This is a genomic window from Kribbella monticola (assembly GCF_003261635.1).
Taxonomy (GTDB): Bacteria; Actinomycetota; Actinomycetes; order Propionibacteriales; family Kribbellaceae; genus Kribbella; species Kribbella monticola.
The window spans coordinates 184,039-198,682 of the sequence record NZ_QFXK01000009.1 but is presented as its reverse complement, the minus strand read 5'-3'; the positions used below and the strand labels follow the sequence as shown (position 1 = coordinate 198,682).

Annotated in this window: 13 protein-coding genes; 6 read left to right on the top strand and 7 right to left on the bottom strand. The window is 68.5% G+C overall.

What is annotated here, in order from left to right:
* Positions 1–25 precede the first annotated feature (25 nt).
* Positions 26–649, top strand: coding sequence for an RNA polymerase sigma factor (locus tag DIZ26_RS04560; RefSeq protein WP_232828138.1), 624 nt, complete (start codon positions 26–28; stop codon positions 647–649).
* Positions 646–1,503 (top strand): hypothetical protein, encoded by an 858-nt coding sequence (locus tag DIZ26_RS04555; RefSeq protein WP_112238021.1) that lies wholly within the window; start codon positions 646–648, stop codon positions 1,501–1,503. Before DIZ26_RS04560 ends, DIZ26_RS04555 begins: the two co-directional genes overlap by 4 nt.
* 88 nt (positions 1,504–1,591) lie before the next feature.
* Here the strand turns inward: DIZ26_RS04555 and DIZ26_RS04550 are convergent, their stop codons facing one another.
* From DIZ26_RS04550 to DIZ26_RS04535, 4 genes are all read right to left on the bottom strand, one after another.
* The gene (locus DIZ26_RS04550; RefSeq protein ID WP_112238019.1) at positions 1,592–2,557 is read right to left on the bottom strand and encodes a glycoside hydrolase family 19 protein; all 966 of its coding nucleotides are present in this window, start codon (positions 2,555–2,557) and stop codon (positions 1,592–1,594) included.
* Positions 2,558–2,740: 183 nt separating this feature from the next.
* The gene (gene aspS, locus DIZ26_RS04545; protein WP_112238017.1) at positions 2,741–4,537 is read right to left on the bottom strand and encodes an aspartate--tRNA ligase; all 1,797 of its coding nucleotides are present in this window, start codon (positions 4,535–4,537) and stop codon (positions 2,741–2,743) included.
* Positions 4,534–5,868 carry a histidine--tRNA ligase gene (hisS, locus tag DIZ26_RS04540; protein WP_112238015.1) on the bottom strand — a complete coding sequence of 445 codons (1,335 nt, stop codon included), beginning with the start codon at positions 5,866–5,868 and terminating at the stop codon, positions 4,534–4,536. The genes aspS and hisS overlap by 4 nt, the downstream gene beginning before the upstream one ends.
* Positions 5,869–5,878: 10 nt before the next feature.
* Complete coding sequence (locus DIZ26_RS04535; RefSeq protein WP_112238013.1) at positions 5,879–6,565, bottom strand: MBL fold metallo-hydrolase; 687 nt, start codon at positions 6,563–6,565, stop codon at positions 5,879–5,881.
* A gap of 228 nt (positions 6,566–6,793) precedes the next feature.
* On the opposite strand from DIZ26_RS04535, the gene DIZ26_RS04530 reads away from it, so the two are divergent.
* Positions 6,794–8,071, top strand: coding sequence for a DUF349 domain-containing protein (locus DIZ26_RS04530; RefSeq protein WP_408610206.1), 1,278 nt, complete (start codon positions 6,794–6,796; stop codon positions 8,069–8,071).
* 79 nt (positions 8,072–8,150) lie between these two features.
* On the opposite strand, the gene DIZ26_RS04525 is transcribed toward DIZ26_RS04530, so the two are convergent.
* Positions 8,151–8,735 carry a TetR/AcrR family transcriptional regulator gene (locus tag DIZ26_RS04525; protein WP_157979579.1) on the bottom strand — a complete coding sequence of 195 codons (585 nt, stop codon included), beginning with the start codon at positions 8,733–8,735 and terminating at the stop codon, positions 8,151–8,153.
* Positions 8,736–8,772: 37 nt separating this feature from the next.
* Here DIZ26_RS04525 and DIZ26_RS04520 point away from each other — a divergent pair, with 37 nt between their 5' ends.
* From DIZ26_RS04520 to DIZ26_RS04510, 3 genes are all read left to right on the top strand, one after another.
* On the top strand, positions 8,773–9,171 hold the full coding sequence (locus tag DIZ26_RS04520; protein WP_112238008.1) for a nuclear transport factor 2 family protein: 399 nt from the start codon (positions 8,773–8,775) through the stop codon (positions 9,169–9,171).
* A gap of 110 nt (positions 9,172–9,281) precedes the next feature.
* Positions 9,282–10,142 (top strand): hypothetical protein, encoded by an 861-nt coding sequence (locus DIZ26_RS04515; protein ID WP_112238006.1) that lies wholly within the window; start codon positions 9,282–9,284, stop codon positions 10,140–10,142.
* Positions 10,143–10,209: 67 nt separating this feature from the next.
* Positions 10,210–11,166, top strand: coding sequence for an LLM class flavin-dependent oxidoreductase (locus tag DIZ26_RS04510; protein WP_112238004.1), 957 nt, complete (start codon positions 10,210–10,212; stop codon positions 11,164–11,166).
* 2 nt (positions 11,167–11,168) lie between these two features.
* Here the strand turns inward: DIZ26_RS04510 and DIZ26_RS38145 are convergent, their stop codons facing one another.
* Together DIZ26_RS38145 and DIZ26_RS04500 are read right to left on the bottom strand one after the other, a co-directional pair.
* Positions 11,169–12,155, bottom strand: a complete 987-nt coding sequence (locus DIZ26_RS38145) for a hypothetical protein (RefSeq protein ID WP_112238002.1) — start codon at positions 12,153–12,155, stop codon at positions 11,169–11,171.
* 40 nt (positions 12,156–12,195) lie between these two features.
* Complete coding sequence (locus DIZ26_RS04500) at positions 12,196–14,583, bottom strand: RelA/SpoT family protein (protein WP_408610202.1); 2,388 nt, start codon at positions 14,581–14,583, stop codon at positions 12,196–12,198.
* Positions 14,584–14,644 lie beyond the last annotated feature (61 nt).

The following is a 14,644-nucleotide window of genomic DNA, read 5'->3' as shown; positions in this document are numbered from 1 at the left end:
TGGGGGCCTGCGGACCCTGTTAGGTATGACCATGACCTCGAGCAGGCCCGACAAGCCTCCTCCTGCGGTTGCACCAGAGCCCACCGACCACGACCTGTGGAACGCTCTGCGCCGCTGCGAACCAGAGGCTCTCGGCGACCTGTTCACCCGGTACGCCGGTGTCGTGCACGCCTACGCGGTTCGTCATACCGGCTCGTACTCGGTCGCCGACGATGCGGTGCAGGCGACCTTCATGACCGCGTGGCGGCAGTTCACCAAGGCCGACCCCGGACCGCTGACACAGGACACGGCGCGGGCCTGGCTGCTGACGATCGTCCGCAACGAGCTGCGGAACACCACCCGGGCCCGTCGGCGCCTCGCGCAGTTCGTCAGCCGCCAGCCCGCTCCCCTGCACGCGCCGGACCACGCGGAGGGCGTCGCCGCCCGAGTGGACTCGGAGCAGCAGATCCACGCCGTACGGGCCGCGCTCGGCCGGCTTCCTGCCCACGAACGGGAAACGATCGAACTCGTCTACTGGGCCGAGCTCCCGCTCGCCGAAGCCGCCGCAGTACTGGGCGTCGCCGAAGGCACCGTCAAAGCACGGCTCTCGCGCGCCCGACGCCGCCTCCCCGCCCTGCTCGACCACGCCGGACCGGAGGACCCCAGATGAACCTCACCACTCCACCACCGGTCGAAGACCTCGACCCGCAGTACGCCGACGAACTCCGCTCGGCCCTGGTCGACCACGCCCGCAGGTCCCGCCGCCAGCGGCCGGTCTGGGTCCCAGCCCTCGCGGCCGCCTGCGGCATCGCCGTCATCACGACGGCAGTCGTCGTGATGACCCGACCGCAGGACGACGACCGCGGGCCGGCATCGACTTCGCAGTCCGTGCCGCCACCTCCTTCTGTCCAACAGGTTCCGGCCGCGGAATCCAAGCAGTTGTCACTGGATCTGGAGCCCGCGACAAGGGCCGACGCCCTTCCAATCGCCCGGCAATGCCTGGCAGCGGCAGACAACAACGACCCCCAGGCTCCGAAGCCCGCCGAGGCCGACACCGCCGTGGTTCACTCGGCGAGGTGGGTCCACAAGCTCTCCAGACCGGGACGCCCGACCACCACGGTCGACGGCGCTGTCGTGGTCCAGTCCTTCACCACCGCAAAGGGGATCTGGGTCTCCTGCGTCGGCGCCGCACCCAACGTGTACTACGCCCACCGCGACCCGGGTCATGACGTCGCAGTTCCCGTGAAAGGACAGTGGACCTTCACCGATCTGCCGGACGGCAACACCACTCATCTGTACACCGGCTTCACCTTTCTGACGATCCCAGCGATCACCCGGCTGGAGATCCGGATCCGCTGGAGCGGCGGCGCGTCCGACTGGTACGGCGTACAGGTGGTCGACGGCTTCGGCTATGTCGAGGCTTCGCAGCTCCACGCAGTCCATCAGCGCGACGCGATGGAGATCGACGTCCGTGCCTTCGACCGGCACGGCAAGCAGCTGTACTCCGGGATCGAGTACGGCTAGGCGGCAGGAGACCGGCCGGACCCACGGGGGCGTCCGGCCGGTCTCCTGCCGAGCTTTTGCGCTCTGGCCGGCCTCGGTTGCGGAGGGATCAGCCGAGGCCGGCGCCTACCTTGCCGAGGGCATCGAACTGGGCGCGGCTCAGCTTGCTGGTGTCGCCGGCGAGCGCTTTCGAGCGAGTGCAGATCACACCGGCCGGGACCGAGCCGGTGAGGTAGCGCAGGGCGTTCTTGAAGGAGTCGCAGCGACGCTGGTCCTCCGTACCCGCCGGGAAGCCGATCGCCGCGTCCACCTTGCCCATGTTGAGCGCGTCGGCGTACGGATTGATGTTGCGGGCAACGGTCCAGTACCAGCGAGCGATCGGAGCGCTCCACTGCAGCGAACGGGCCAGCTCGGGGTTGCCGAGCAGGTCGATCCCGAAGTACCGGCCGGCCGGGCCGTAGTTGAAGTCGCCGGTCAACTGGATGTAGCCGCGACCGCCGTACAGCCGGGTGTCGCCGATCTCGCGGATGTTGTACTCGAGCCGCGACTCGTGCACCAGCGTGGCAAGGAAGGCGGCCTTGCGGTACGGCGTGGTGATGTTCGCGTCTCGCATCGCCTGGTTCAGCGACGGCAACCCGGTCTCCACGATCGACGGGTTCGCGATCCGGCTGCCGAACATGGCCTGTACGTCGGCCAGCGTCACGTCACCACTCGGCGGGTTCGGGTCACCGCCGTCACACTCCGGTACGCCGGGGAGCTTGTCCTCGGGGATCGCCACATAGGCGACCGTGACGTAGCCGCCGAAGGCGGGGATGTGCGCCCACCACTTGCTGGAGCCACCGGAGACGGTGACCAGGTCGCCTTCCTTCTGGCAGTCCACGTCGATGGAGGTCGGACCGGACAGCGTGCGGACCACCGCCGACGAGAGGTAGGCGTCGGCGCGGACGTTGACCCCGCTCCCATAGGTCTGGAAGACGGCGGCGTGGGCAGGGGTGGCGGCGACGAGGCCGGCGGCGGTGATCCCGGCCAGTGCCAGGACTGAGCTGAGCAGGCGGCGGATGCGAGGCTTCGGCATGACTTCTCCCGGGCGGGGCGGAGGGCTCTGGAAACGCTTGGTGAAAAATTGCCTACCATGAGTGGCAATGCAGTTACTTTCCACCGGCTCCGCGAGAAGCTCAACCCTTTCCATCCAAATGCAGAGTGCCGTGGCAGGTAACTGCCACGGCACTCTGCGTGATCTTCGGATCAGGAACGGAAGCTACTGCTTGGCTTCGGCCTTCTCCTCGCCCTTCGGCTCGGGCTTGGCGTCGACGCCGGCCTCCTTGCGTTGCTCCGGCGTGATCGGCGCCGGGGCCGAGGTCAGCGGGTCGAAGCCGCCGCCCGACTTCGGGAAGGCGATCACGTCGCGGATCGAGTCGGCGCCGGCCAGCAGCGCGGTGATCCGGTCCCAGCCGAACGCGATCCCGCCGTGCGGCGGCGCGCCGAACTTGAACGCGTCGAGCAGGAAGCCGAACTTCTCGGTCGCCTCCTCGTCGGTCAGCCCCATCACCTTGAACACGCGCTTCTGCACATCCTCGCGGTGGATACGGATCGACCCACCACCGATCTCGTTGCCGTTGCAGACGATGTCGTACGCGTAAGCGAGCGCGCTGCCCGGATCGGTGTCGAACGTGTCCAGCGAGTCCGGCTTCGGCGACGTGAACGCGTGGTGCACCGCGGTCCACGCACCCGAACCGACAGCGACGTCACCAGCAGCCGTCGCGTCGTCCGCCGGCTCGAACAGCGGCGCGTCGACGACCCAGACGAACGACCACGCCGACTCGTCGATCAGCCCACCGCGCCGGCCGATCTCCAGCCGGGCCGCACCGAGCAGCGCCCGCGACGCCTTGACCGCGCCCGCGGCGAAGAAGATGCAGTCGCCCGGCTTCGCGCCGACGTGGTCGGCCAGCCCGGCGCGCTCCTCCTCGGACAGGTTCTTGGCGACCGGACCGCCCAGCTCGCCGTCCTGGCCGACCAGCACGTACGCGAGACCGCGCGCACCACGCTGCTTGGCCCAGTCCTGCCACGCGTCCAGCTGCTTGCGCGGCTGGTCGGCGCCACCCGGCATCACGACAGCACCGACGTACTGCGCCTGGAACACCCGGAACGGCGTGTTCTTGAAGTAGTCCGTGCACTCGACCAGTTCCAGGCCCATCCGCAGATCGGGCTTGTCGCTGCCGAAGCGGGCCATCGCCTCGGCGTACGTCATCCGCTGGATCGGGGTCTGGATCTCGTGCCCCGCGAGCTTCCACAGCTCGGTCAGGATCTCCTCCGACAGCGCGATGATGTCGTCCTGGTCGACGAAGCTCATCTCGATGTCGAGCTGGGTGAACTCCGGCTGCCGGTCGGCGCGGAAGTCCTCGTCGCGGTAGCAGCGGGCGATCTGGTAGTACCGCTCCATCCCGGCCACCATCAGCAACTGCTTGAACAGCTGCGGCGACTGCGGCAACGCGTACCAGGACCCGGGGTTGAGGCGGGCCGGGACGAGGAAGTCCCGGGCGCCTTCCGGCGTCGACTTGGTCAGCGTCGGCGTCTCGATCTCGACGAAGTCGTGCTTGGCGAGCACGTCGCGGGCGGCCTTGTTCACCTTGCTCCGCAGCCGCAGCGCGGCACCGGGACCCTGGCGACGCAGGTCGAGGTACCGGTACTTCAGCCGGACCTCCTCGTTCACCGGCGTCGCGTGGTGCTCCTCGACCGGGAACGGCAACGGGGCCGCCTCGTTCAGGACCTCGATCTCCTCGGTGATGATCTCGATCTCACCGGTCGGCAGGTCGGGGTTCGCGTTGCCCTCGGGGCGAGCCGCGACGGTGCCGACGATCTTGAGGCAGTACTCCGAACGCAGGCCGCTGGCAGCCGCCTCGTCGCGGATGACGACCTGGACCGTGCCGCTGGAGTCGCGCAGGTCGATGAACGCCACGCCACCGTGGTCACGCCGCCGCGCCACCCAGCCCGCCAGCGTGACGGTCTGCCCGGTGTGCTCGGCCCTGAGCGAGCCGGCGGAATGGGTACGGATCACGAGTTCTCCTGAGGGGTTTCGATACTGGGTCGTACGTCGTGTGCGGGCGGGCTCCAGGTCGCCGGATCCGCCGGCACCTGCTCACCGCTGCGAATGTCCTTCACTTCCGGTCCGTTCTCGGTGGTGAACCAGACGAACGGGATTCCGCGCCGATCGGCGAACTTGATCTGCTTGCCGAACTTCGCCGCCGCCGGCGCCACCTCGACCGGGATCCCCCGGGCGCGCAGCGCAGCCGCAGTACGGAGTGCGTCACTTCGCTCTGCTTCGTTGTTGAGGGCAACTAGTACGGCGGTCGGCGTACTGCGGGTGCTCTTCAGCAGGCCCTGGCTGACCAGGCGGTGCACGAGCCGCGAGATACCGATGGAGATCCCCACACCGGGGTACGTCGTCTTGCCGTCGCTTGCAAGGGCGTCGTACCGGCCACCGCCGCCGACGGAGCCGAAGGACTCCTGGCCGACCAGGTAGATCTCGTAGACCGCGCCGGTGTAGTAGTCCAGTCCGCGAGCGATCCGCAGGTCGGCCATCAACAAGCCGGGCGCGTGCTCCTCGGCGGCAGCCATCACCTCGCTGAGCTGCTCGAGCCCTTCGTCGAGGGTCTCGTGTTCGACCCCGAGCGCCCGGACCTTCTCGACGAAAGAGGTGTCGGTGCTGGAGATGTCGGCCAGCTGGACAGCCAGCTTCGCCTGCTTGTCGGTCGCGCCCGACTCGATCAGCCGCTCGACCACCTTCTCCGGGCCGATCTTGTCGATCTTGTCCACGATCCGCAGCACGGTGGCCACGTCGTCCAGGCCGAGACCGCGGTAGAACCCCTCGGGGATCTTGCGGTTGTTCACCTTGATGACGAACTCCGGCACCGGCAGCTTGCGCAGCGCGTCGGCGATCACCAGCGGCAGCTCGACCTCGTAGTGGTTGGGCAGCGTGCCGCTGTCGACGACGTCGATGTCGGCCTGGGTGAACTCGCGGTACCGGCCCTCCTGCGGGCGCTCACCCCGCCACACCTTCTGGATCTGGTAGCGCCGGAAGGGGAACGACAGCTTGCCGGCGTGCTCCAGCACGTACCGCGCGAACGGCACCGTCAGGTCGAAGTGCAGCCCGATGCCCGGACCCTCGTCGTCGGCGCCGGCCGCGAGCCGCCGTACGCCGTAGATCTCCTTGTCGGCGTCCTCACCCTGGTTGGACAGCCGCTCCACCGGCTCCACCGCGCGCGTCTCGATCGACGCGAAACCGTGCAGCTCGAAGGTCTCGCGGATCACGTCGAGGAAGTGCTGCTCGACGATCCGATCCGCGGGAAGGAATTCGGGGAACCCGCTCATGGGGCCGATCTTGCTCATGCCGCCTTGCTCATTTCGATATCTCCAGGTCCTGCAGGTAAGGGTTGGTCGCCTTTTCCCGGCCGATCGTGGTCTGGCCGCCATGACCCGGCAGCACGACGATCTCGTCGCGCATCGGCAGGATCTTGGTGGCCAACGTATGCAGCATCGCCGGATGGTCGCCGCCTGGCAGATCCGTCCGGCCGATCGACCCGGCGAACAACACGTCACCGGAGAAAAGAACCGCTGGTACGTCCTCGGGCCCGTCGTACGGCGTGGTGAAGGTGACCGAGCCTCTCGTGTGGCCCGGGGTGTGGTCGACCGCGAACTGCAGCCCGGCCAGCTCGACGGTCAGCCCGTCCTTGAGCTCGGCCACGTCGTCCGGCTCGGCGAACGTGTGGTTGCCGCCCAGCAGCATCCGGGCACTCTCCGGGCTGATCCCGGCCATCGGGTCGCTGAGCAGATGCCGGTCGTCGGGGTGGATCCAGGCGGTGGCGTCGTAGCTGCCGCAGACAGGCAGGACGGAGAACATGTGGTCGATGTGGCCGTGCGTGAGCAGAACGGCGACCGGCTTCAGCTTGTTCTCCCGAACCACCTGGTCGACGCCTGCGGCCGCGTCCTGGCCCGGGTCGATGACGATGCACTCCGCGCCCTGGCCGGTGGCGACGACGTAGCAGTTCGTACCCCACGAACCCGCGGGGAACCCGGCGATGAGCACGACTGACCTTCCTGGAACAGATGGGGACCAGCCAAGGTTACCGGTCCCTCGATACCGGCTCCGCACCGGATTGGACCGCGATCTGGCTCACTTGCGCGGCGGGATTGTCCCCGATTGTGACGGCAACCCCGTTGCGTAGCGGCGGCGAGTTTGTGATTGTTCAGGGATAAGCGTCGGGACAGGTCCCGACGCGCCCGGCTGGACCCTGTTGACCCGGTTGAACCGGCGATTGACCAGAATGGGCACGAGCGCAGTACATACCGCCGGAAGGGGCGAGTTGTGGCCGAGGAAAGCTGGGGCCGGGTAGCAGACGACGGAACGGTCTTCGTACGGACCAAGGACGGCGAACGAGCGGTCGGCCAGTGGCCGGACGCCAACCCCGACGAGGCGCTCGCCTTCTACACCCGGCGGTACGACGCCCTCGCCTTCGAGGTCGACCTGCTGGAGAAGCGGGTCCAGGCCGGCACCGTCTCCCCCGACGACGCCCGCGCGGCCGTGAAGAAGGTGACCGCCGCCATCGACGAGGCCCAGGCCGTCGGTGACCTGGACGGCCTGCGGGCCCGGCTCGACGCGCTCACCCCACTGGTCGCCCAGCAGCGGGAGAAGAAGAAGGCCGAGCGCGCGGCGAAGGTGGAGGAGGCCCGCGAGGCCAAGACCAAGATCGCCGTCGAGGCCGAGACGATCGCCGCCGGTACCGACTGGCGGCACGGCGTCACCCGGCTGCGCGAGCTGCTCGACGAATGGAAGGCACTCCCCCGGCTCGACAAGTCCAGCGACGACGAGCTGTGGCACCGGTTCTCGTCCGCCCGTACGACGTACACCCGGCACCGCAAGCAGCACTTCGCCGAGCTGTCCTCCAAGCGCGACGAGGCCGCCGTGGTCAAGGAGCGCCTCGCGGCCGAGGCCGAAGCGCTCTCCTCGTCGACCGACTGGGGACCGACGTCGGGCCGCTTCCGCGACCTGATGCGGCAGTGGAAGGCCGCCGGACCCGCGCCGCGCGAGGTCGACGACAAGCTCTGGGCCCGCTTCCGCAGTGCCCAGGACGCGTTCTTCGGCGCGCGTGACGCCGTACAGGCCGAGGAGAACCAGGAGCAGGTCGCCAACCTGGCGGCCAAGGAAGCTTTGCTGGTCGAGATCGAGGCGATCCTGCCCGTCACCGACGCCAAGGCGGCTCGCGAGCAACTCCGCGACCTGCTCGACCGCTGGGACGCCATCGGCAAGATCCCGCGCGACTCGATGCGCACCATCGACGGCCGCCTGCGCGCCGTCGAACAAGCCGTCAAGTCCGCCGAGGACGAGGTCTGGAACCGCAGCAACCCCGAGGCCCGCGCCCGCGCCGAGGCCACCGTCAAGCAACTCCAGTCCCTGATCGCCGACCTCGAAAAACAAGCCGCCAAACACGAGGCCCAGGGCAACACCAAGAAAGCCACCGAAGCCCGCGAATCCATCGCAGCCCGCCGAGAATGGCTAACCCAAGCCCAAAACGCCTTGGCCGAATTCAGCTGAGCCTCGGGCGAGCGGGCCGGGTAGTCCGGTCCGCTCGCGTCCTCCTCCGGGAATAGCCTCGCGTGAGCAGTTCAGCGCCTCAGCTAGAAGCCTCGAGCGATCGCAGTACCAGCATCAACGCGTGGTTGCCGCCGGTGGGATGGACGTAGGCGGCGTGGGCGGCGGCGACGATCGCGGCCAGGTCGCGGTCTTGGACGTCAGGACGGACCGCCCCCGCGTCGCGGGCGCGGGACAGGAGCCGACTCATCGCGCGGTTGAGCTCGGCGACCGGGCCAGACACCGCGGCGTCGACGTCGCCTGCACCAACCTGCAGTCGCGCGGCGAGTTCGTGGGCAGCTGCTCCCTCGGTGACCAGACGCACCAGGAAATCCCGCAGCGCTCCGCCGGCGTCGTCCGACGCGGCATAGGTGTTCGCCGCGGTCACCAGGTCCTCAACGGCGGCGGCGAGGACCGTGTCGACCAGCTCCGCCTTGGTCCTGAAGTGTCGGTGAACCGTGCCCGCACCCACGCCGGCCCGCCGGGCGATCTCGTCGAGGGACACGCTGAGTCCCTCGGTCTCGAACGCCTGACGGGCCGCCGCCACGACCTTGGCGCGATTGGCGACGGCATCAGCCCGACGAGGCCCGGTTGAAGCGGGGCGCGCGCCCCGTTTAGGATCAGTCATCGCCACCATCCTCCCCCACGATCACCCAGGAGCGCCGATGCCACTGACCACCGAAGACCGGCTGGCCATTCACGAACTGGTGTCGCTGCACGGGCACCTCGCCGACGACCGCCGTTCCGACGACCTCGACCTACTGCTGACCGCCGACGCGTCGTACGACGTATCTGCCTACGGACTGGGCATCGTCCGCGGACTGCCCGCGCTGATCGACCTCTTCAAGTCCGCCCCCGGCGACCAGCCCATCGGACACCACGTCACCAACGTGATAGTCACAGCCGACCCCGACCTCGACGACCGCGCCACAGTGCGTTCAAAAGGCTTCTCGGTAATGGCGAACGGCCACGCGGGCACCGTCGTCTACGAGGACGAGGTGGTGCGGACGCCCAACGGCTGGCGAATCAACGCTCGCGTTATCGTGCCATCGCGGCGCGCCTGACGCGTCAGCCCGCGGCGATCCTGCGACAGGGTGGTACTCGCACCCCGACAAGGAAAGGGCCTGTGGACAACGCAAAGCATGGGATGCGCTGATTCAGCCATCCTTCTCGGATGCTGCCTGCCGAGTTCCCGCTGTACTTCTGTGGCCTCCCCTTCACCGCACGCCAAGTGGGGAAGAAACTCCGCTGGCTCCTGGCCGGCCAGGAGATCCGCGAAGTCATCAGAGGCGTCTACGTCGACATCCGTGTGCCCGACTCGTTGGAGTTGCGCGCGAAGGCCGTGGCGCTGTTGGTTCCGGCGGATGGGGTTGCCTGCGGGCGGACCGCGGCCTGGGTCCACGGCATCGCAACCACCGCCCTCGGAACCGAACAGCGGATGGACGTCCGCTGGACCCGCAACCCGACGGATGTGATCGAACTGTTCGGCCTGCGGCTGAGCAGCCCTACCGCCACCACCGTTGAACTCGCGATGGAACTCCCCCGCCCGTTCGCCCTCTCCGCGGTCGACTCGATGCTGCGGTCAGGCATCGACAAAGCAGCGGTGCGCACCGCGTCCGAGGCCTACGCAAGAAGACCGGGCTTCTACCAAGCGCGGCAAATCCTCTCGTACGCCGACCGCCGCGCCGCCTCGCCCGGCGAATCCTGGTTGCGCCTCCGCCTGATCGACGCGGGCTTCGGCCAGCCCGACCTTCAAGTGCGGGTGCAAGGAAAGAGGCGTGACTACGTGCTCGACCTCGGTTACCCCGAACCGCTCGACGACGGTCGGCGGCTCGGTCTTGAGTATGACTCCGACCGGTGGCACTCCGGTTCTCGCCAAGAGGCGCGCGACGAGCAACGCCGTACGGAGTTGGCCGAGCTGGGGTGGCACATCATTTCGGTGCGCCGGCCGGATCTGTGGGGGGCCTATCCGGCGCTCGAGCTCGCCGTAGGTGGGTATCTGTGCCGGCAGCCGCGCCTGCCGCGGCGTTGGTGAGGGTTCTTGTTAAACGGACCGTGGTCCTTTAAGTTAATAGGACTGTAGTCCGATTAGGAGGGTTCGTATGCGGCGGGTCGGGGTGGTGTTCGGGAGTTTGACGCCGGCTGAGGAGTTGGCGGCGGGGGCGCGGGCTGCCGAGGCGGCGGGGTTCAGCGAGCAATGGTTCTCGGAGGACTGCTTTTTCAGTGGTGGGTTGTCGGGGGTGACGCAACTGCTGGCCTCGACGAAGGGCGCGCGGGCCGGGCTGGGGCTGGTGAGTGTGGTGGCTCGGCATCCGGCGGTGCTGGCGATGGAGGTGGCCGGGATCGCGCGGATGCATCCGGGGCGGTTGCGGGTGGCCGTCGGGCTGGGCAGTGAATCGTGGGTGCGGCAGATGGGGTTGATGCCGGATCGCCCGTTGACAGCGGTGCGCGAGACCATCGCCGTACTGCGGGATCTCCTCGCCGGCTCGACTGTCGATCGGAGCACGACCACCCATGAGTTCCATGGGATCAGGCTTGATCTGCCGCCCGCCCAAGTACCGGAGATCTGGCTCGGGGCGGTCAACGAACGGGCGTTGAAGGCCGGCGGTGAGATCGCTGACGGCGTCCTGTTGTCGGTGCTGGCCGGGCCGAGCTACCTCGGCTGGGCCACCGGGCTGACAGGTGGGGTGCCCGTCACGGCGTACGTCCTCGCGGCGGTTGACGACGATCCGGCTGCCGCACGGGACGCAGTTCGAGGCGCTGTCGGCTTCTTCCTGCAGGCCGAGTCGCGATCGTCGCTGGTGACCCGCTCCCGGTACGCCGATGAGGTGCTGGCCGCTGTGGCGGAATTGGCGCCGGGCGAGTCGTTGACCGCGCCGGATCACTGGATCGACGAGTTCGCCGCAGCGGGGACGCCGGATCAGGTGGCCGAACGGCTGCGCGCGTTGCTCGACGCGGGCGCGGATTCCCTTGGTTTGTGGCTGTTTCCGCCCGACCGGCTGACCCAGCAGATCCAGCGCATCGCCTCGGAGGTGCTCCCCAAGCTGGAGCAGTCGTAGTACTAGCTGCGGTAGCCGGCGTGGACGTGGTCGTGGTGGGTGTTGTCGGAGAAGTATGTCAGGCCCGCGAGTTGGTAAGGGCCGCCCACGTTGTAGGAGCCGGTGGAGGCGGCGGCGTGCATGTAGGAGGTGATGAGGGTGCGTGGGGTGGCCGGGTCGACCACCGCGCGGCCGTTGATTTGCCAGGTGTCGAAGGCTCGGCCTCGGGGGTGGTCGCTGGGGCGGGTGGTGCCGAAGACGTCCAGGGGGTGGCCGGAGCGGATGACCGAGATGCCGATTCGGTAGGTCTTGGCCAGTTGGAGCATCGCGATGAGGACGGTGTCGTGGATCGTGCCGGAGCGGATGTCGGCTGCCGAAGCCGGCGGAAGCGAGATGCGATCGTTCGCGAGGACTTGGCGGGCGGCGGCAGTCAGCCTCTTCGCGGGCGCGCCGGGCCGAGCTGGGTGCATCGCTGTCACACGCCAACTCCGACCAGAACGCGTGAGCCGTACGTCGACCGTCGTGCCGCCGGTGATCAAGTTGCCGTTGGCAAGCATGTACTGGCGGCAGACCACGAGCACACTGGCTGAGTCCGCGAGGATCCCGCCGTACTGCGCGTCGATGACCTCGACCTCGGACGGCATGCCCGGTTGGATGAGCAAGCCCTGCACCGCGCGTACGGCGGCAGCCTTCACCTCGGGCTTGATCTCTCCCGGGCCGGGCGTCCACTCCTTGACGGACGGCAGAGTCACCGGCGGCGTCGGAAGCACAGTCGAGGAAGCGGAAGGCGCCGGCGTCAGCTGACCCGAAGTCGTCGGCGTCGCCGGGCCCGCTGGTGTCGGTGTCAGCGGACCTGACGGCGTCGGACCCGCGAAGGATGCCGACGGCTTCGAGCCGCCGCCATCACCACCCGAGCCACCCGAGCCGTCGCTGCAGCCGGACAGCAAACCGGCGCCGAGGAGCAGCAGGCCGCGCCTGGTCAGCTGCGGCCGGCTGATCGACCCGCCCACAGCAGGCCGCCGGCTGGGCAGCCTGCTGTGGGAACCGCTGCTACTGGGTGACCCGGTAGACGTCGAAAACGCCTTCCACCGATCGGACGGCCTTGAGGACGTGGCCGAGGTGGGTCGGATCGCCCATTTCGAAGGTGAAGCGGGACTTGGCGATCCGGTCGCGGGTGGTCGTCAGTGCCGCCGAGAGGATGTTCACGTGGTAGTCGGACAGCACCCGGGTGATATCCGACAACAGCCGCGCCCGGTCCAGCGCCTCGACCTGGATCGCGACCAGGAAGACCGATTGCGCGGTCGGGGCCCACTCGACCTCGACGATGCGCTCGGGCTGGGTCTGTAGGTTCTCCACGTTGGCGCAGTCGGCCCGGTGCACGGAGACGCCGGCGCCGCGGGTGACCCAGCCAATGATCTCGTCGCCCGGCACCGGCGTACAGCAGCGGGCGAGCTTGGACAGTACGTCGGTCGCGCCCTTGACGATGACACCGGCGTCGCCACGAGCAGTGCGCTTGCGGCGCTCCCGGGTCTGCGGCAACCGCAGCCCCTCGGCCAGATCCTCGGCCGCGCCTTCCTCACCGCCGTACGTCTCGATCAGACGCCGTACGACGGCTTGCGCGCTCACGTGGCTCTCGCCGACCGCGGCGTACAGACCGGTCACATCCGGGTAGCGCAGCGAGTTCGCGACCGCGGTCAAGGTCTCGTGCGACAGCAGGCGCTGGAGTGGCAGGCCCTCCTTGCGGAGTTGCTTCGCGATCGCGTCCTTACCGTGCTCGATCGCCTCGTCGCGACGTTCCTTCGAGAACCAGTGCTTGATCTTGTTGCGGGCTCGCGGACTCTTGACGAAGGTCAACCAGTCCCGCGACGGTCCGGCGCCCTGGGCCTTCGAGGTGAAGACCTCGACCACGTCGCCGTTCTCGAGCGTGCTCTCCAGCGGCACCAATCGCCCGTTGACCCGGGCGCCGATACAGCGGTGGCCGACCTCGGTGTGCACGGCGTACGCGAAGTCGACCGGCGACGAGCCCGTCGGCAGCGACATCACGTCGCCGCGCGGGGTGAAGACGTAGACCTCGGAGTTGTTGATCTCGAACCGCAACGAGTCGAGGAATTCCGACGGGTCGGAGGTCTCCCGCTGCCAGTCCACCAACTGCCGCACCCAGGGCATCTCGTTCGGGGTGCTGACGTCGGTGGTCGGCGGGGCGCCTGCCTCGGGGGCCGGCGAGTTCGGGTCTTCCTTGTACTTCCAGTGCGCCGCGATGCCGTACTCCGCGCGGCGGTGCATCGAGAACGACCGGATCTGCAGCTCCACCGGCTTGCCCGAAGGGCCGATCACCGTGGTGTGCAGCGACTGGTATATGTTGAACTTCGGCATCGCGATGTAGTCCTTGAACCGGCCGGGCACCGGGTTCCACCGCGCGTGCAGCACACCGAGCGCGGCGTAACAGTCCCGGACCGACTCGACCAGCACGCGGATGCCGACCAGGTCGTAGATGTCGCCGAACTCGCGGCCGCGGACGATCATCTTCTGGTAGATCGAGTAGTAGTGCTTCGGCCGGCCGGTGACGGTCGCCTTCACCTTGGCCGCGCGGAGGTCCTCGTGCACCTGGTCGATCACGGACGCCAGGTACTCGTCGCGGGACGGGGCGCGCTCGGCGACCAGCCGGACGATCTCGTCGTACACCTTCGGGTGCAGGGTCGAGAAGGACAGGTCCTCGAGCTCCCACTTGATCGTGTTCATACCCAGCCGGTGCGCCAGCGGGGCGTAGATCTCGAGCGTCTCGCGCGCGATCCGCTCCTGCTTCTCCTGCCGCAGGAAGCCGAGCGTGCGCATGTTGTGCAACCGGTCGGCCAGCTTGATCACCAGCACCCGGATGTCCTTGGCCATCGCGACGACCATCTTGCGGATCGTCTCGGCCTGCGCGGACTCGCCGTACTTGACCTTGTCCAGCTTGGTGACGCCGTCGACCAGCATCGCGATCTCTTCACTGAAGTCCTTCTTCAGCTCATCGATCGTGTAGTCGGTGTCCTCGACCGTGTCGTGCAGCAGCGCCGCGCACAGGGTCGGGGCCGTCATACCCAGCTCGGCCAGGATGGTGGCCACCGCGAGCGGGTGGGTGATGTAGGCGTCACCGCTCTTGCGGAGCTGCCCGGTGTGGTGCTTCTCGGCCGTCCGGTAGGCGCGCTCGATGATCGCGAGGTCGGCCTTGGGGTGGGTGGCGCGAACCACCCGGAACAGCGGCTCGAGCATCGGTGCCCGGTTCGGATGCCGGGTGCCGCCGAGCCGGGCCAGCCGGGCTCGCACCCGGGCCGGGGCGATCCGCGGCGGCTGCGCACTGGGCGGAGCGGCAGCGGGCGGCGATGGATTGGCCACCGGGCGCACGGCGGCAGGCGCGCGCGGAGGCTCGTGCGGGACCACATCCGGTACCGCAGAAGTCATCGCCGGGTCTTCGCCCACTTCGTATCCCTCCGCCGACAGACCACCAGTCTAGGGGGAAGGC